This is a genomic window from Solimonas sp. SE-A11, assembly GCF_030345715.1.
Classification (GTDB): Bacteria; Pseudomonadota; Gammaproteobacteria; order Nevskiales; family Nevskiaceae; genus Solimonas_A.
Genome location: NZ_JAUASX010000012.1, coordinates 70,509 through 87,364, shown reverse-complemented (window position 1 = coordinate 87,364; position 16,856 = coordinate 70,509). Strand labels below are relative to the sequence as shown.

The following is a 16,856-nucleotide window of genomic DNA, read 5'->3' as shown; positions in this document are numbered from 1 at the left end:
GAAGCACACTGCATGGCACCCCACCCGTTTCTCACCGAGGCCCACGAAGCCTATCGCAGCCAGCTGCGGCGTTTCGTGCAAAAGGAGTGTGAGCCTTACATCGACGCCTGGGAGCGCGCGGGCGAACTGCCGCGCGCGCTGCAGCGCAAGGCCGCCGAGGCCGGCGTGCTGGGCATCGGTTTTCCGGAGGAGTACGGCGGCAGCGGCGACAACGATCCGTTCTACCAATCGATCATGGCCGAAGAGCTGGCGCGCGCGGGCGCCGGCGGTCTGCTGGCCAGCTTGGTCAGCCACCGCATCGGCAGTCCGCCGGTGGCCGCCTCGGGCACACACGAGCAGAAGGAGCGGTTCCTGCGGCCGGTCATAGAAGGCCACAAGATCGCGGCCCTGGCCATCACCGAACCCGGCGGCGGTTCCGACGTGGCCAGCTTGCGCACCACGGCACGGCGCGAGGGCGATCACTACATCGTCAACGGCTCCAAGACCTTCATCACCTCCGGCATGCGCGCCGACTGCATCACCGTGGCGGTGCGCACCGGCGGCCCCGGCATGGGCGGCGTGTCACTGCTCGTGGTGGAGGCCGGAACGCCGGGCTTCACGCGCACGCCTCTGGAAAAGATGGGATGGTGGTGCTCCGACACCGCCACCCTCTACTTCCAGGACTGCCGGGTGCCGGCGCAAAACATCATCGGAGAGGAGAACCGCGGCTTCAAGGCCATCATGCACAACTTCAACAACGAGCGGCTGATGCTGGCCGCCCAGGCCTGGGCCTTCGGGCAGGTCTGCTACGAAGAGTCGCTGGCATATGCGCGCCACCGGCAGACCTTCGGCGAGCCGCTGGTCGCCCGGCAGGTGATCCGCCACAAGCTGGTGGACATGAAGATGCAGCTCGACGCGGTCAAGGCCCAGCTCGATCTGCTGTGCTGGCAGGTGCTCCAAGGCTACACGTCGGTGGCCGAGATCTGTCTGCTGAAGAATCTCGCCACCGGCATGCTGGAACGCGTCGCCGGCGAGGCGGTGCAGATCCTCGGCGGCGCTGGCTACTTGCGCGGCACCAAGGTCGAACGCATCTTCCGCGAGACCAAGGTTCTGTCCATCGGGGGCGGCGCGACTGAGATCATGAAGGACCTGGCCGCGCGCCAGCTTGCCTACTGAACGCGCGCCCACCCGCGGCGGACCGGAATCCGCCGCGGGTCGGCCGGATCAGAGCTTCTGCGATAGCTCCGGCACGACCTGGAACAGGTCGCCGACGAGGCCGAAGTCGGCGACTTCGAAGATCGGCGCTTCCGGGTCCTTGTTGATCGCCACAATCGTACGCGCGTCCTTGATGCCGGCGAGATGCTGTATCGCACCCGAGATGCCGATCGCGAAGTACAACTCCGGCGCTATTATCTTGCCGGTCTGGCCGACCTGCATGTCGTTGGGCACGTAGCCCGAGTCGACCGCGGCGCGCGACGCGCCGACCGCCGCGCCGATCTTGTCGGCCAACTCATAGATCACCTTGAAGTTCTCGGAGCTGCCTAGCGCGCGGCCGCCGGAGACGACACGGCCCGCCGACTGCAGGTCGGGACGCTCGGACTTCTGCGCCTCGAGCTTCAGGAAGCGCGTGTGACTCGGCAGCGCGGGATTGACGCTGACGGTTTCGATGGCGGCGGCGCCGCCGCTGCCGACAGCCTGGAACGAGGCCAAACGCACCGTCGCGACGACCGTACCCGTCGGCGCTTCGACCGTCGTGATCGCGTTGCCAGCGTAAATCGGCCGCTCGAAACTGGTAGGACTGTGCGTGGCCATGATGTCGCTGATCTGCTGCACGTCAAGCTTGGCAGCGACGCGCGGTGCGAGATCCTTGCCGAAAGTAGTGCCGGGGAACAACACATGCGTGTAGCCATTCTTGGCGACTTCGGCGACCTGCGGCGCGAGGATCGCAGCCAGCGGGTAGGCGTTAGCAGCGTTGTTGACGGTCAGCACCTTGGCGACGCCATCGAGCTGCGCGGCCTGTCCGGCAACCGCCGCCGCGTCGGCGGCGAACACGACGACGTGAATCTCGCCGCCGATGCCCTTGGCCGCAGCCACGGTTTTGGCGACACCGTTATTGAGCTTGCCCTCGGCATGCTCCGCGACAATCAGAATCTTGCTCATGTCTGTCTAATCCTTGAAGCGTGCGCGCTCTTAGGAGTTCGCTGAAAAACCCACGCAATTTTCGACGCGCGTCGTGGGCTTGATCATTTTCGAGACATTTTGGGACTTGTTCTGAGGTTCTACGCGCCCGTTGGGCGCTGATTTCCGATCATCAGACGCAGCTCGGCTGCGGCATCATCAGCGTTCGCAGCCGGACCAGGTTGTAAGCCGCCAGCGCGAAGGTAAACAGGCTGTGGACCTTGGCGGTACCACGCAGCTTCACCTTCTTCATGCCGCCAATGCGCTTGAGCCAGCCGAAGATGTCCTCGATGCGAGGACGCGCGTTGAGGCTCTTGGCGTAGCCTTCGGTTTGAGCCACAGCCTCCGGCACCGCCGAGCGCCGGTTCGTGGTGTTCTGGGCAATATGCGGCTTGACCCGGCCTCGTGTCAGGCGCTCGACAAAGGCCTCGGTGTCATAGCCCTTGTCGGCGCCCAAGGTAATCTCACCGCCGGTCTTGATCCAGTCGATCATCTGCGCGGCGGCATCACGTTCTGCGGTGCCAGTGGCCTGGGTCGCACAGCCATCCACGGCCAGGCCATGTCGGTTGTCCATCAGGGCGTGGCCCAGGTAGGCCAGCCGCGCCTCCTGGCCCTGTGACTTGCGGTAGGACTGCGCCTGCGGATCGGTCACCGAGGCATGGGTGTCGTTGGTGCGTGACTGACCGCGAAAGTTGCTCCCGCCATCCGCCGGGGGCTCGCCGTCCTTGCGCTGAAAGCTCTTCTGGCTGGCCCAGGCTTCAATCAGCGTTCCGTCCACGCTGAAGTGCTCGTCCGACAGCAGCTGGCGCTCGCGGGCCTGGCCCAGGATCGCCGCCATCAGGGCGCGTCCGGCGTCCGCGTCAATCAAGCGCTGGCGGTTGCGGGTGTAGCTCGTGGCATCCCACACCGGCTCGTCCAGGCCAATGCCGACAAACCAGCGGTACAGCAGGTTGTAGTCCAGCTGCTCTACCAGCTGCCGCTCGCTGCGGATCGAGTACAGCACCTGCAGCAGCAGCGAGCGAATCAGACGCTCCGGGGGAATCGACGGCCGTCCCGTGTGCGAGTACATCGTCGTCAGCACGCCGCTCATCGCCGACAGCGATTCATCCACCAGCCGGCGTATGGTGCGCAGAGGATGTGCCGCAGGTACCCGATCCTCCAGTGAAAACGCTACCAGCATCTCCACCTGCTTGATGTCCGCTCCGCGCATCCCATGCTCCACCCTCTGATGTACGCCCCTCAGACAACAGAATTCTTGCGGAGTTTTTCAGCAAACTCTTAGAGCAGGCCCTTGTTCTTGAGGGCATCGAAGAGTTCGTCGACGGTCTTGACCATCACGCCCTTCGAGCGGCTCGGCGGCGGTACGGTCTTGGCGGTCTTGAAGCCGGCGCCGACGGTGACGCCCAGGTCACCGAGCGCAACCGTCTCGATCGGCTTCTTCTTGCCTTCATGATGTCTGGCAGCTTGAGATAGCGCGGCTGATTGAGGCGCAAGTCGGTCGTGATGACCGCCGGAAGGTCGACTTCGAGCGTCTCCAGTCCGGTGTCGACTTCACGCGTCACCGTCGCCTTGTTGCCGTCAACTTCGACCTTCGACGCAAAAGTTGCCTGCGCGATGTCGAGCAGCGAGGCGACCATCTGGCCGGTCTGGTTGGCGTCGTCGTCGATCGCCTGCTTGCCGCAAAGGAATAGCTGCGCACCTTCCTTCTTCATCGCGGCGGCGAGCGCCTTGGCCGCTGTCAGCGGCTGAACTTCGCCTTCTTCCTTGATGTGGATCGCACGGTCGGCGCCGAAGGCCAGCGCGGAGCGCAGGGTCTCTTCGCTCCTGGCGCCGCCGATTGTCACGGCGACAATTTCGGTGACCTTGCCCTTCTCCTTCAGGTGCACCGCTTCTTCCATCGCGATCTCATCGAAGGGATTCATGGAGTGCTTGACGCCGTCGGTGACCACGCCCAATCCGTCGGACTTGATCTGGATGCGGACGTTGTAGTCCACGACGCGTTTGACACTGACGAGCGCTTTCATCGGCTTCCTAACTTGGTTTTGAGATTCGGTATCGGGTCCGCGTGCACTGGACGTCCGGTCCGCATACACGTCCGCCGGACACCCGGCGTTCGTCGATCAGCGTGCCGACCTGACCCGTGCCTGCGGTGCAGGCGGTGCAACGGGCGCAAATAAGCCGTCCGACAGTATGCTCACCATCTGCCGTACAACATCGTTCAGCGTCCCCTGGCCTGGATCGAACCACTCCACCGTCCAGTTGATCGTCCCCAGCACGATCAATCGCGTCAGGTGCAGATTGGCTCCGGTCCGGATCTCGCCACGCGCCTGCGCTTCGGCCAACAGCCGGTCCCAGAGGGCACTGTACCTGCGTCTGCGCGCTTGGTTCGGACGCCGGAGATCCGCCGGCAACTGGCCATATATCCGGATGCTGGCCGACGTATATTCGCCGTGCTGGAGGAGTCCCGTGAGATGCCCCTCCAGCGCGGCGGCAAATCGCTCCCGGCCCGAGGCGTCTTCAGGCAAGGCCTTGAGCCGATCGAGCACGGTTTGATGAACCAGATCGATCCCCAAGTCCAGAATCTCGACAAGAATCCTGTCCTTCGACTCGAAATGGTAGTAGACGCTGCCAGCCTGGATTCCTGCATCATCTGCGATCTGCCGGAGAGTGGTCGCCGCGTAACCTTGCCTCTTGAAGAGGCCGGCTGCCGCCTTGAGTACCTGTTCCCTCGTCAACTCAGCGGCTGAATCACGGACCCGGATTGCGGCGCTCTTTCTTTTTTTCACAGTTGCCATCACGTAGCGGAAAAATTTTTGCCTTGCACAGCACAGAATGTTACACGACTCGCAGGGCCGTCGACCGCTGCGTTGAAATAGCACATCTTCTAACTATCATTTGATAGAATCCTAAACTAAACTAACGCAGAGTCAAGTGTCCCGTCAGTTTTTGTCCGCACCGAAGCCGTGCTGACGATTCGCCCATCAAAGTGCGAGGGAGCACGTACGTCATGAATCTCGAGATCGGCAACAAGTCAATCATCATCACAGGCAGCGCCGAGGGACGGATCCTGCGCTGTTATCGCGAGGCCGGACTGGGGCTGATCGACCTTGAGATTACGCTCGGCACAGCGCGCAGTCTGTACGTGCAAGCCAGCGTCTGCGCCCGGCTACCGCTGTAGCACGACGATTTCCTCCCGTCCCCTACTACGAAGACGAAGAAACCATGAACGAGCTTTCCATCCCGGCCGAGTCCCTCGCCAGCCGCATCCGTCAGGTGCAGGAGGCCACGCACGGCATCTCCGAGCAATACCCGCGCACCTATATTCGCCGGTGCATCGAACAAGACCGCTTCCCCGATGAGATGTGGAGAGCCATGGGCGAATACGGCCTGCTCGGCCTGTCCGTACCCGAGAAGTTCGGCGGCTCCGGCGGCGGCGTCGTGGAGATCGTCGCGCTGGCCGAAGCGCTGGCGCTGAGCGGCGTACCGACTCTGTTCCTCGTCGTCACTGGCCTGGGCCGCGTACCCATTGTGAGACACGGCACGCCGGAGCAGATCAAGAAGTTCGTGACGCCGACCTGCGACGGCTCGATTAAGCTGTGCTTCGCCATCACCGAACCCAACGCCGGCACCAACAGCTTCAACATGAGCACGCTGGCCACGCGCGACGGCGAAGGCTGGGTGCTCAATGGGCAGAAGGTCTTCATCTCCGGCGCCCGCGACGCCGACATCATGCTGGTGATCGCGCGCACACAGAAGGCATCGGAGCTCCAGCACCGCACCGAGGGCATGTCGCTGTTCGTGGTCGACATGAAAACCCCGGGCATCACCCTTCAGCAGTTGAACATCCAGGTCGAGACCGCGGAGCGTCAGTACATGGTGTTCTTCGACAACGTGCACCTGCCCGCCGATGCGCTGATCGGGGAAGCGGGCAAGGGGGCCAAGCTGATGTTCGAGGGGCTCAATTCCGAGCGCCTGCTCGCCGCCGCGGCCGCGCTCGGCATGGGTGATTACGCGCTGAAGAAGGCGGTTGCCTACGCGATGGAGCGCAAGCCCTTCGGCAAGCCGATCGGTAGCTACCAGGCGCTCCAGCACCGCATGGCCTTGGCCAAGGCAGAGCTGGAAGCCGCGCGGCTGATGACCTACTCCGCTGCCGAGCGCTTCGACGCGGGCGAGGACGCCGGTGCGCATGCCAACATGGCCAAGCTGCTGGCTTCGCGCGCGGCGGTGGCGGCGGTGGAAGCGTCGATCCAGACCCACGGCGGCTACGCCTTCGACCGCGACTACGACGTGGTGACCCTCTGGCCCATGGTGCGGCTGATGGAGATCGCGCCCATCAACAACGAGATGCTGATGAACTACATCGGCGAGCATGTGCTCGGCCTGCCCAAGAGCTACTGAATGGCGCACAAACCGGCAGAGGCAAGGTCCGTGAATCATCGTAAGCCACGCAGGTCCGCGGCCCGAGCCAAGCCATGATCGGCATCGCGGACATCGCTTACGTGCTGCCGCCCCAACGGATCAGGAATGCGGCGCACGCCGAGCGGCTGGGCGTGCCGCTCGCCACCCTGGAACGCCGCATCGGCGTGCAGCAGACCTCGCGCCGCGCGGCGGATCAGGACACTTCGGACCTGGCCGCGGCCGCCGCCGAGGCGCTGTTCGCCCGCGGCGCGGTAGAACGCGAACAGGTCGACTGTCTGGTCGTGGTCACGCAGAATCCCGACGGCCGCGGCCTGCCGCATTGCTCCGCCCTGGTGCATGCGCGGCTCGGCCTGGCGCCCGACTGCGCCGTCTTCGATATCGGCCTGGGCTGTTCCGGTTACGTTTACGGCCTGTCGATCGTGAGAAGCTTCATGCAGTCCAACGGCCTGCGACATGGACTGCTGATCACCGCAGATCCTTACTCCAAGATAGTGGACCCTGACGACAAGCGCACGGCGTTGCTGTTCGGCGACGGCGCGGCCGCCACGCTGCTGAACGACAGGCCGACGTGGCGCCTCGGACGCTTCGATTTCGGCACCGAGGGACGCTACGCCGGCTCGCTGAAGGTGGATGCCGCGAGCGGCCGCCTGTTCATGGATGGTCGCGCCGTTCTACAGTTCTCCATGAGCGTGGTTCCCGGCAGCCTGCGCCGTGCGCTCGACATCAACGGCCTGAGCCCGCAGCAGATCGACCGCGTGGTACTCCACCAGGGCAGCCGCGTGATCGTGGAGAACATCGGCGAAGCGCTGGGACTCGCCGACCGCACGCGATTCCATGCCGCGGAGTACGGCAACACCGTCAGCTCGTCGATCCCAATCGTGCTGGCCGATCATCTGCTGCCAGAGGACCGCCACGTGGCGCTGTCCGGCTTCGGTGTCGGACTGTCCTGGGCCTCCACCGTGCTCAGCCGAGTGCCCGCGCCGTGAGCGCGCAATCGCATACCGGCCTGTCCGCGGCACGCGTCCTCGCCGGCACACGACCACCCTACCCGGCGCCGCGGGGGCCTTGTCCGTTGCCCGCTAGCGGCGGTTGCATGACTCTATCGCCGCCCGCGGCGAATGATTCTCAGGAGACTTCGCATGACTGAACACCAGGAGCTTCTCTACTCGGTCGAGGATGGCATCGCGACCGTGACCCTCAACCGCCCCGAGCGCCGCAACGCGCTCTCGCCGCAGGTCACGCACATCTTGGCCGACACCTGGAAGCGCATCGACGCCGATCCCGGGGTGCGGGTGGCCATCCTCACCAGCAGCTACTGCGGTACCTTTTGCGCCGGCATGGACCTGCGCGAGGCGGCACGCCTGAAAATCGAAACCGGCAAGGACATCCTCGAGTTCTTCGCCGACCTGCGCAACGACGGCATCGGCAAGGTGCGCAAACCGCTGATCGCTGCGATCAACGGCCACTTCCCGGCCGGAGGCATGATGCTCGCGCTCAATTGCGACCTGCGCGTGGGCCTGGCCGGCACGCGCGGCGGCATTACCGAGGTCAAGATCGGCCGCGGCTCGCCTTGGGCGGTGCCGCTGCTGTGGATGATGCCGCAGGCGCAGCTGATGGAAACCGTACTCACCGGCGAGATGCTGCCGGCCGAGCGCCTCTACGCGGTCGGCTTCCTCAATTACCTGGAGGACAGCGACGCGGCCGTCCAGGCACGCGCGCGGGAGCTGGCGCGCAAGATCGCCGATGCGGCGCCGCGTTCGGTCATGGCGGGCAAGAAGGCGCTCAAGGACGCCACCACGCTGGGTTGCGAACCCGGCCTGCAGGCGGCCTGGGATTACTACGAGCGTCACGTCTATCCCAGCGAAGACGCCATTGAAGGGCCCAAGGCCTTCGCCGAGAAGCGCAAACCGCAGTGGAAGGGCCGCTGAAGGCTCTGACGATGAGCACGACGGCCATGAGCACCGCCGGGCCGGACAATGCGCCGGCGATCCCCTCCGGCGAGTTCGGCAGCATTCACGTCGTCGGCGCGGCGCGGCGGCGGCCGAAGACCCGCCGCGGCTATACCCTGCTCGACATCCGCCACCGCGTCATCAACCAGCGCGACGAGGAGGTGGCGGACTTCACCGAGACCGTCTGCTTCCTGCCGAAGTCGCCCGCATGACGACGCTGGAAGGCATAACCGTCCTGGACCTGTCGCGGCTGATCTCCCGCCCCTACGCCGTGATGGCGCTGGCGCACTACGGCGCGCGCGTCGTCAAGCTTGAGGCGCTGCCGGCCAGGAGGCAGCAGCTTCGGCCCGCCGTTCTGCGGCGACACGGCGGCGCTGTTTCTGCAGACCAACCGTGGCAAGGAGTCGCTGGCGCTGGATCTGCGCCAGCCGCGCGGGCGCGAGGTGCAGAAGCGCCTGGTGGCGGGCGCCGACGTGCTGATCCACAGCTTCCGGCCGGATTTCGCCGAGCGCGCGCGGCTGCATTTCGAGGACCTTGCGCCGCTCAAACCGCGCCTGATCCATTACACCCTCACCGCTTGCGGCAGCGACAGCCCCTACCTGCTCAAGCTCGACGTGGCCTCGGGCATGTGCGGCGCCCCGGGCGCGATGGCCGCCCTGCTGGAGCACCAGAAGAGCGGCCGCGGCCAGAAGCTGGAGCCGGCCCTGATCGACACCATGCTCAACTTCCTGGGCAGCAAGATCGCCGAGGCGACGCTGGACGGACAGGTGACGCGCGAGATCAATCCGCCGATCGTCGCACCCAGCCGCCATTTCCGCGCCGCGGACGGTCGCTGGTTCACCCTCTCGGTGATCAACTACGCCGCCTTTACGCGCCTGTGCGCGCTGATCGACCGGCCCGAATGGACGCGCAATCCGCGCTATGCCGACAATGCCTCCCGTGTGGAACACCGGCATGTGGGGCGTGCCGGTACCGGGCCAGCTGATCACGCCGACCATGGCCGAGTACTTCGGCATTGCACCGCGCTTCATGGACGGCATCAACATCGGCAGCTCGGCCGTTGAGGCCCACGTGGCGCACGCCGCGATTGCCATAGCGGCCGGGCGCGGCCTTCGTGCCCGAACAGCGCCCGGCGTCCGGCGAGCGCATTGCGCTCAACACCCACGGCGGCGGTCTGCCCTACGCCCACCCCCAAGGATATACGGCATCTCCCTGCTGATCGAAGCGGTGCGCCAGTTGCGCGGCGAATGCGGCGAGCACCGGGTGGCGAACGCACGCAGGGCGCTGGTCCACGGCACCGGCGGCACGCCGTCCAGCGGCGCCACCTACCTGCATCCTGGGCAATCACTGACGGGAATCCGATCCACCCGAGTGGAGCCATCATGACCACACCCTCCCCCTCCACACCGGTTGCGGCCAGGCCGGCCGCCACGCTCCTGCTGCTGCGCGACGGCGCGCAGGGACTGGAAGTCTTCATGGTGGTGCGCCATCACGAGATCGACTTCGCCTCGGGCGCGCTCGTCTTCCCCGGCGGCAAGCTCGCGCCCGGCGACCGCGAGCCGCTTGCGCGCGAGTACGCCAGCGGGCTGGCGGGCCTGGACGAGGAGCAGGCGACGCTGCGCATCACGGCGCTGCGCGAAGCCTTCGAGGAATGCGGACTGCTGCTCGCGCGGGAGCGCGGTAGCCCCGACGTCGTCGGCCCGGAACGACTGGAACGCCTCGCCCACTACCGCGGCCCGCTCGACCGTGCCGAGCTGGGCATCGGTGAGATGCTACGGGCGGAGGACCTGGAACTGACCTGCGAGTCGCTGGTGGACTTTGCGCACTGGGTCACCCCGGTGATGATGCCCAAGCGTTTCGACACGCGCTTCTTCCTGGCCTCGCCGCCGGCGCGCCAGCTGGCGCGCCACGACGGCCGCGAGCTGGTGGACTCGGTCTGGATCCGGCCGGTCGATGCGCTGGCGCAGGCCGACGCGGGCCAGCGCACTATCGTCGCGCCGACGCGGCTCAACCTGCAGCGCCTGGGCTACAGCTACGGCGTCGCCGATGCCTTTGCCGCCGCCCGCGCACAGCCGGTCGTCCGCGTCCTCCCCGAGCTGGTGGCTACCGCGCAGGGTCCACGTCTGCGGATTCCGATCGAGGCCGGCTACCGCGTCAGCGAATTCGAACCCGGCGGACCGGTTTCCGAAAAGCGCTAGCACTGCACCGCCGCAGCCCACGAAACGAGGAGAGCCCCCATGGCCGTCATCGACCTGCTGCTGCGCAACGTCGCGCATACCCCGACAAGCCCGCCGTCATCGCCGCCGACGGCGAACTGAGCTTCCGCGAACTCGACGAGGCGGCGTGGCGCATCGCCCACGCGCCTGCACCAGCGCGGCGTGCGCCGCGGCGGCACCGCCGCGATGGCGAGGGACAATGCCGAGGCGGCGCATTTCACCGCCAGCTACTTCTGGGAACGCGCGTGGATCGGTTGATAACAATACTTGCACCTTGCGCGGCACGCCGCCGGCCAAGACGCGCAGCAGCTTGCCAGAAACCTCGCACAAGCAAGTGTGCTTGCGCTTGGCTGCATGACAATCTAACATTCGTTAGGTTATTCAGACAACCCCACAACATTGAGGAGCGGTCGTGTTCATTACTCAAACCCTGCGCCGGGCGGTCCAGATCAACGCCAAGGGCACCGCCACGATCTTCGGCGAGCGCCGTCAGACCTGGAAGCACTTCCAAGAGCGCGTCGCGCGCCTGGCAGGCGCGCTCAAGGAGTTGGAGGTCAGACGCGCGGATCGCGTCGCGATCCTGTCACTCAACAGCGACCGCTACCTCGAATACATCTACGGCGTGGCCTGGGCCGGGGCCGCCTGCAACCCGGTCAACATCCGGCTCGCTCCACCCGAGATCGCATACACGCTGGAAGATTCCGGGAGCGTGGTATTGTTTATCGACGACGCATTTTCCAGGATACTGTCGGCCTTGCGTCCGCTGCTCACGGCGGTCCGGCACGTGATCTTCATCGGCGACGGGCCCTGCCCCGAGGGCTGCCTTGAGTACGAGCGGCTGCTCGTGCAGAGCGCCCCTGTGCCGGACGCCAATGCTGGTGGGGACGATCTTGCCGGCCTGTTCTATACCGGCGGAACGACCGGTAAGTCCAAGGGCGTCATGCTCTCGCATGACAACATCGTCTACAACGCGCTCAACGTGCTGCCGGCTCTGGGTTATGACGACCGCTCGGTTTACCTACATGCGGCGCCGATGTTCCACCTTGCCGACATGGCGAGCACCTTTGCGGTGACAATGGGCGCCGGCACCCACGTCGCCGTGCCGCGCTTCGATGTCGACGCCGTGCTGGAGACGATCGCCAGGCATCGGGTGACGCATTCGATACTGGTGCCGACGATGATCAACCTGCTGGTGAATTCCGGCCGCATCGCCGACTATGACCTCTCCAGCTTCAGGCGGCTCATGTACGGGGCCTCGCCGATGCCCGAGGCAGTGCTGAAGAAGGCGATGGTCCTGTTGCCCGGTATCGAGCTGGCACAGGGCTACGGGCAGACCGAGGCTGCGCCGGTCATCACCTTCCTGGAACCGCGCTTTCATGTCGAGGGCGGAACCAAACTCACCAGTGCCGGGCGCCCCGCCTATGGCGTAGAAGTGATCATCGTGGATGGCCAGGACCGCGAACTGCCGCGCGGTCAGGTCGGTGAGATCTGCGCGCGCGGCATGAACGTCATGCAGGGCTACTGGGAGCTCAAGGAACAGACCGCACAGACCTTGCGTAACGGCTGGCTGCATACCGGCGATATCGGCTACATGGACGAGGACGGTTTCGTATTCATCGTGGACCGTGCCAAGGACATGATCATCTCGGGCGGCGAGAACGTGTTCAGCGTCGAGGTCGAGGGCGCGATCTACGAGCTCCCCGGCGTTCAGGAATGCGCGGTGATTGGCGTGCCGAGCGAGCAGTGGGGAGAGGCGGTACATGCCGTGGTCGTACCCAAGCCGGGCGTCTCGCTGACCGCCGAACAGGTCATCGAGCATTGCCGGCAGCGCATCGCCGGCTACAAGCTGCCGCGCAGCGTGTCGTTCCGCGGCGAGCCACTACCCGTCAGCGGCGCCGGAAAGATTCTGAAGATCGAGCTGCGCAAGCCGTACTGGGAAGGGCGCGGCCGGCAAGTGAGCTGAGCAGCCGAGTTTGGCAAGCGCGCCAAAGCGGTGGGGCTGCACCGGGCAGCCCTGCCCTCCTCGGCGAGCCTGCTCTTGGAGCTGATGCCGGCGAGATTTTGCGCCTGACCACGACCACGACTGCCGCAGCGACCCACTGGAGTATGCGCAGTCTCGCCGAGCAGGCGGGCATCAGCGACAGCAGCGTCCTGCGGATCTGGCAGGCTCACGGTCTCAAGCCGCATCGGGTCGAAACGTTCAAAGTCTCGCGTGATCCGGATTTTGTCGAGAAGCTCGAAGACATCGTCGGCCTGTACCTGTCGCCCCCGGACCTGGTCGACCGGAATTTCAGCGCCCAGTGGCCGGACCAGCTGTGGGTGGCCGACATCACCTACGTGCCGACGCTGGCCGGCTTCCTGTTCCTGGCCGTGGTCCTGGACGTGTGCACGCGCCGCATCGTGGGCTGGGCGATGGCCAACCACCTGCGTACCGAACTGATCCTGGATGCGCTCAACATGGCGCTCTGGCAGCGCCGTCCGCGGAAGGTGATCCATCACTCGGACCAGGGCTGCCAGGCCGGCGTGCGACCTTCGATGGGCTCGGTCGGCGACTGCTTCGACAACGCCTGACATGTCGACTTCGACTGGTGCAAATTTCTGGAGGTCGCGCCGCGTGGCTCAGAGGCGGCTGGCATCCCTCAGGCTGCGCGCGGCGCAGAGCAGGACTGCCGCAACGGGACATAAAAGACCCGGCCCACTTCCCGTGCATTCGGAGAACCGTCATGCCGCGATCCAGCAAGCGCCTGCTGCCGTCCCAGCAGGGCCGTATGACCGAATTCGGGGAACGCCTGCAGCGCGCTCGGCTCAGGCGCCGCATGTCAGCGGAGGTCTTGGCAATTCGAGCCGGCATTTCCAGCCGGACTCTGGCCCGGATTGAACGGGGAGACCCGTCGGTCACGATCAGGTCTTATGTGCGGGTTTTGGGCGTACTTTACCTAGAGTCCGACCTCGGCCTTTTGGGTCGGGACTGCGACCTGATCCGGAGGCTTTATGACGCTCCGACTTCGCGGCAGTTGCGCCGCCGCGGGCGGTCGTCTCCCGTTTGGGCCGGCTGATCAGCGCCAGGTTCATGGCCTTGCGCGTGGCGGTGACCATCGACTCGGCGGTGACCTCCAGCGACTCGGCGGTGACCTCCAGCTCGTCGGCGAGCAGGAAGATGGTGCCCAGCGTCGGCTGGTTGCCGCCGCGCTCCAGGACACCCACATAGGTCTTGTCCAGGCCGCAAGCCATGCTCAAGGCCTCCTGGGATCGCCCGGCCTGGATCCGGCTCGCGCGGAGGGCCACCCCGAAGGCCATGGCCACGGGGTGCCGTTTCTTCTTTTTGGGAGAGGCCACCATCCCGGGGACGATGCAGCCCCGCGGGGTCCTGTTCCACCGAGTATACTCATGAAAATGCAGCGCAGGCTGTTGATTTGCAGAGCATAGTCTGAGAAGCTTAGGGGATATCGAGCCCCGCTAATCCGCAAGAGCAAGCCGAGCAATTGGCCCGCTTACAGCCGGAATAGGGCTTCGATGCTGATCTCTCGACGCCCAGCGGACAGTCCGAATTTGCGAGAGCGGCACGGCCCCTTTTAGGTCGTGCTTCTTGAGTTCACGACAGGACTGAGGGCTACCCGGTGTTCCGACTGGTTTATGGAGACTTCGATTTCTCTCTCGTGCTGCCGTTTGAGGCGCACGTCGAGGAACGTCTCTATCGCATTATCAGCTTGGCAGACGGGGCGGAGATTGATCCCCCGGAACTTGCCCGGCGCGCCGCCGATATGATTGCGGCGAGCCTCGATGCCCACCTCATCCCTCCGACGGTCCCGCAGATCAAGTACGCGCTTGCCATTGCGCAAGAGCTCGCGCTGGAGTTGCCGGCAAACGCCCTACGGTATCGGGAATCCATGAGGGTGTTTCTCAGCACCCATGCGCCCACGTTCCGCGAATCCAAAGCCTACCGACGCAGCCAGAGGAGCGAAGGATGACCACACCCGAATCTCCCGAGGAGGTGGCCAGCCGGGTCATCGAGGCCCTCGTCCATGGTCAAGTCATCGACTACGTCAACGGCACGACCGACAAGGAATACCCCGAGGTCGCGTGGGCCATATTCGGACTGCCGCTCACGCGGGAAATTGTCGTAATCGCCAGGGTCGGAGACTTGCACTTGGGCAAGGCCGCTTTCTCAACTTTGCTGGTTCCTCCCATGGAGGAGCGGGTGTATGGCATTGACGTTTCGGACCAGATTCTGGCAAACGAGCTTTCGGACACGCTCTGGGCGGAACAATCGGAACGCCTCATTGCGGCCGCGCTGCGGCGGCGCGGACACTGAGCATGCCGCGGCGGAGGCTTGTCGCGGTATCCGTGACCCAGATGCGGCGCCGCTGGGGGCATTATCTGGCCTTGTCGCGCTGCGCGGACATCCTGATCTGCCGGCGAGGCATTCCGATCGGCGTCATGATGAGCGTCGCCCGCTATCGTCGCCTGACGGCCGCTGCCGTGAGGGCCAACCGGCCTCGCGCCCCTGTGCCACCCGCCTCCCGCAAACGGCGCCGATAGCTCAATGGCGAAAATCTCGATCCGGGCCTATCGACTCGCGGAACGTCGTGCGGCGCGACGCGGCCTGGCCTTACGTGCAACCTACGCCTATTTCGACCGGCGACGACGGCGCCTCATCGTCATGCTGGATTCCGGCGTGGAGTTGTCGGCCCCGCGACGCTTGCTGCTCCCTTTGAGCGGTGCCCGGGTGGCCGACATGAGTATGATCAGGGTGTCTGCAGCAGGCTACTACCTCCATTGGCCACGCCTTGATGGTTATCTCTGGGTGACGAATCTCGTTGGACTGAATTTTCGGCAAGGCCTCGACGAATCATAGTGATCAACTACTCGCCGAGGCGTCCTCGCGCGGTTTCACGACGGTTCTCAACTCCGGCGTTCGGGAAATCGATAGTTTCCGAATTGCCGTACCACACCTGTCACCACTCCCCAGATCGAATCTCCCCGGTCGGGCTGCAACGGTCGACTTCGATGCTCTGAGTTCGTCGAGTCGGGTTCAAGCAAAGCGGTTCGTCGTCTAGCCATGAAGCGGTGGACGGTCAGGTCCTGATGCTCCAGCACAGCGAGCACGATATCGCCGGGAGCCGGCTTCAACCGACGATCCACCAGTACGCGGTCGCCATCGAGGATTCCCGCTCGGTCCATCGCATCTCCGCGGACCGTGTACACGAAGGTAGAGCCGGGATCAGGGGACAGTGGGTCGCAGGGGCCGTCGCCGGCAACCCCACCCTCCAGTGCGCTTGTTGCCATCTCCCGCACGGGGTTTAACTCGATTCCTTGGGCCGACGATCTTCGTCCCCGCGCACCCTGTCGTCCGGCCTGGGCGTGCGTCCCACGGGAATACTCCTGAAGCTGGGCCAGCATGGAATCGACCAGCGAGGTCGGCACTCGCATGACCCGCGTTTCTTCCCCGTGATATCGCCCCGAGCCGGCCGGCCTTCCGGCACCCGCTCGACGTCCGCCACGCCTAGCCATGCGCGGCTCTCCGCGTGATGCCCGCGCCGTCGAGTGGCGGGCGCCATCGGGCATGTCTTCCCGACGCCATCAGGCGTCGGCCGCAACTATGAGGGTTCTGAATCATTTTCCTTGCAAAAAAGGGCTTTCCCGGGCTTTTGATATACGTTACAATAATCATGTTGGCAAGCTTCGAACCGGCACCAGGGGAACGGCAATGCGACAAAATCAGAGGTCTTCTCAGGCAGTCGCCCCACTGCGGGCCGCGCCCCTGGCGCTTCGTCTGGTGGAGGCCTGGGAAGCCGAACGGGCACAGCGGGGCCGCGCGAAGCGCGGATTGCGCGTCGAATTGAAGATTTGCGTTTCTGACCGTGGTGATTCGCCGGCCAGAAGCCAGGCAGCGCTTCGGCTCATCGAGCGGTGGTGCTTGAAGGATTACCGCCCGCGTCGATTGCAGGCCGATGGCTCGTTCATCGAGCTCACCCTGCCCCCCACGGGCGGTTCGATTGATCAGGCGGCGCAAGCGCTGCTCGAGCGGATTCGCAGCGTCGGGAATGATCGAGATTGCGAGGTCGATGCAGTGATCCGCCACCGCGACACCAGCCGAGTCTGGAGCTAAGCTCCC

At 65.1% G+C, this 16,856-nt stretch carries 18 protein-coding genes and 6 pseudogenes; 18 read left to right on the top strand and 6 right to left on the bottom strand.

The genetic code is table 11. The annotated features are described in order from the left end of the window. The first annotated feature begins 12 nt into the window (after window positions 1-12). Window positions 13-1,155: an acyl-CoA dehydrogenase family protein gene (locus QT386_RS14670; RefSeq protein ID WP_289274505.1), complete on the top strand. Its 1,143-nt coding sequence runs from the start codon at window positions 13-15 to the stop codon at window positions 1,153-1,155. A 48-nt stretch (window positions 1,156-1,203) separates the two neighbouring features. Here QT386_RS14670 and QT386_RS14665 read toward each other — a convergent pair whose 3' ends face one another. From QT386_RS14665 to QT386_RS14650, 4 genes and pseudogenes are all read right to left on the bottom strand, one after another. Further along, the gene (locus QT386_RS14665; RefSeq protein ID WP_289274504.1) at window positions 1,204-2,139 is read right to left on the bottom strand and encodes an electron transfer flavoprotein subunit alpha/FixB family protein; all 936 of its coding nucleotides are present in this window, start codon (window positions 2,137-2,139) and stop codon (window positions 1,204-1,206) included. A gap of 151 nt (window positions 2,140-2,290) precedes the next feature. Then, window positions 2,291-3,367 (bottom strand): IS5 family transposase, encoded by a 1,077-nt coding sequence (locus QT386_RS14660; RefSeq protein ID WP_289274503.1) that lies wholly within the window; start codon window positions 3,365-3,367, stop codon window positions 2,291-2,293. A 68-nt stretch (window positions 3,368-3,435) separates the two neighbouring features. After that, window positions 3,436-4,181: pseudogene (locus QT386_RS14655) on the bottom strand (EtfB protein). A gap of 96 nt (window positions 4,182-4,277) precedes the next feature. Next, window positions 4,278-4,952, bottom strand: a complete 675-nt coding sequence (locus QT386_RS14650; protein ID WP_289274501.1) for a TetR/AcrR family transcriptional regulator — start codon at window positions 4,950-4,952, stop codon at window positions 4,278-4,280. A 212-nt stretch (window positions 4,953-5,164) separates the two neighbouring features. Between QT386_RS14650 and QT386_RS14645 the strand changes: the two genes are divergently transcribed. The 12 genes and pseudogenes from QT386_RS14645 to QT386_RS23470 all read left to right on the top strand — a co-directional run. Continuing rightward, window positions 5,165-5,335 (top strand): hypothetical protein, encoded by a 171-nt coding sequence (locus QT386_RS14645; RefSeq protein WP_289274500.1) that lies wholly within the window; start codon window positions 5,165-5,167, stop codon window positions 5,333-5,335. 44 nt (window positions 5,336-5,379) lie between these two features. Continuing rightward, on the top strand, window positions 5,380-6,555 hold the full coding sequence (locus tag QT386_RS14640) for an acyl-CoA dehydrogenase family protein (protein ID WP_289274499.1): 1,176 nt from the start codon (window positions 5,380-5,382) through the stop codon (window positions 6,553-6,555). A gap of 74 nt (window positions 6,556-6,629) precedes the next feature. Next, entirely contained in the window at window positions 6,630-7,562 is a 933-nt protein-coding gene (locus tag QT386_RS14635) for a ketoacyl-ACP synthase III (protein WP_289274498.1), read from the top strand. A gap of 153 nt (window positions 7,563-7,715) precedes the next feature. After that, window positions 7,716-8,504, top strand: a complete 789-nt coding sequence (locus QT386_RS14630) for an enoyl-CoA hydratase/isomerase family protein (protein WP_289274497.1) — start codon at window positions 7,716-7,718, stop codon at window positions 8,502-8,504. Between the two features lie 11 nt (window positions 8,505-8,515). Then, on the top strand, window positions 8,516-8,737 hold the full coding sequence (locus tag QT386_RS14625) for a hypothetical protein (protein WP_289274496.1): 222 nt from the start codon (window positions 8,516-8,518) through the stop codon (window positions 8,735-8,737). Next, a pseudogene (locus QT386_RS23480) lies at window positions 8,734-8,799 on the top strand (hypothetical protein); the annotation flags it as partial. The gene QT386_RS14625 and the pseudogene QT386_RS23480, both read left to right, overlap by 4 nt. Before the next feature lie 37 nt (window positions 8,800-8,836). After that, window positions 8,837-9,589 (top strand): CoA transferase, encoded by a 753-nt coding sequence (locus tag QT386_RS14620; protein ID WP_289274495.1) that lies wholly within the window; start codon window positions 8,837-8,839, stop codon window positions 9,587-9,589. A gap of 89 nt (window positions 9,590-9,678) precedes the next feature. Further along, window positions 9,679-9,911, top strand: a pseudogene (locus QT386_RS23475) (hypothetical protein); the annotation flags it as partial. Continuing rightward, window positions 9,908-10,723, top strand: coding sequence for a hypothetical protein (locus QT386_RS14615; RefSeq protein ID WP_289274494.1), 816 nt, complete (start codon window positions 9,908-9,910; stop codon window positions 10,721-10,723). The pseudogene QT386_RS23475 and the gene QT386_RS14615, both read left to right, overlap by 4 nt. Window positions 10,724-11,153: 430 nt before the next feature. Continuing rightward, on the top strand, window positions 11,154-12,704 hold the full coding sequence (locus QT386_RS14610) for a long-chain-fatty-acid--CoA ligase (protein WP_289274493.1): 1,551 nt from the start codon (window positions 11,154-11,156) through the stop codon (window positions 12,702-12,704). A gap of 305 nt (window positions 12,705-13,009) precedes the next feature. After that, window positions 13,010-13,309: pseudogene (locus QT386_RS14605) on the top strand (DDE-type integrase/transposase/recombinase); the annotation flags it as partial. A gap of 155 nt (window positions 13,310-13,464) precedes the next feature. Further along, a pseudogene (locus QT386_RS23470) lies at window positions 13,465-13,599 on the top strand (XRE family transcriptional regulator); the annotation flags it as partial. Between the two features lie 43 nt (window positions 13,600-13,642). On the opposite strand, the gene QT386_RS14600 reads toward QT386_RS23470, so the two are convergent. Further along, entirely contained in the window at window positions 13,643-14,038 is a 396-nt protein-coding gene (locus tag QT386_RS14600) for a helix-turn-helix domain-containing protein (protein ID WP_289274568.1), read from the bottom strand. A gap of 224 nt (window positions 14,039-14,262) precedes the next feature. Here QT386_RS14600 and QT386_RS23465 point away from each other — a divergent pair. The 4 genes and pseudogenes from QT386_RS23465 to QT386_RS14585 all read left to right on the top strand — a co-directional run. Then, window positions 14,263-14,331, top strand: a pseudogene (locus tag QT386_RS23465) (hypothetical protein); the annotation flags it as partial. 27 nt (window positions 14,332-14,358) lie between these two features. Further along, complete coding sequence (locus QT386_RS14595) at window positions 14,359-14,709, top strand: hypothetical protein (protein WP_289274492.1); 351 nt, start codon at window positions 14,359-14,361, stop codon at window positions 14,707-14,709. Continuing rightward, on the top strand, window positions 14,706-15,053 hold the full coding sequence (locus QT386_RS14590; RefSeq protein ID WP_289274491.1) for a hypothetical protein: 348 nt from the start codon (window positions 14,706-14,708) through the stop codon (window positions 15,051-15,053). The genes QT386_RS14595 and QT386_RS14590 overlap by 4 nt, the downstream gene beginning before the upstream one ends. Window positions 15,054-15,284: 231 nt before the next feature. Further along, window positions 15,285-15,596 carry a DUF2442 domain-containing protein gene (locus QT386_RS14585; RefSeq protein WP_289274490.1) on the top strand — a complete coding sequence of 104 codons (312 nt, stop codon included), beginning with the start codon at window positions 15,285-15,287 and terminating at the stop codon, window positions 15,594-15,596. A 47-nt stretch (window positions 15,597-15,643) separates the two neighbouring features. Here the strand turns inward: QT386_RS14585 and QT386_RS23460 are convergent, their stop codons facing one another. Continuing rightward, complete coding sequence (locus QT386_RS23460; protein ID WP_367401447.1) at window positions 15,644-16,027, bottom strand: LexA family protein; 384 nt, start codon at window positions 16,025-16,027, stop codon at window positions 15,644-15,646. Between the two features lie 421 nt (window positions 16,028-16,448). Between QT386_RS23460 and QT386_RS14580 the strand changes: the two genes are divergently transcribed. Next, window positions 16,449-16,850 (top strand): hypothetical protein, encoded by a 402-nt coding sequence (locus QT386_RS14580; protein ID WP_289274489.1) that lies wholly within the window; start codon window positions 16,449-16,451, stop codon window positions 16,848-16,850. Window positions 16,851-16,856 lie beyond the last annotated feature (6 nt).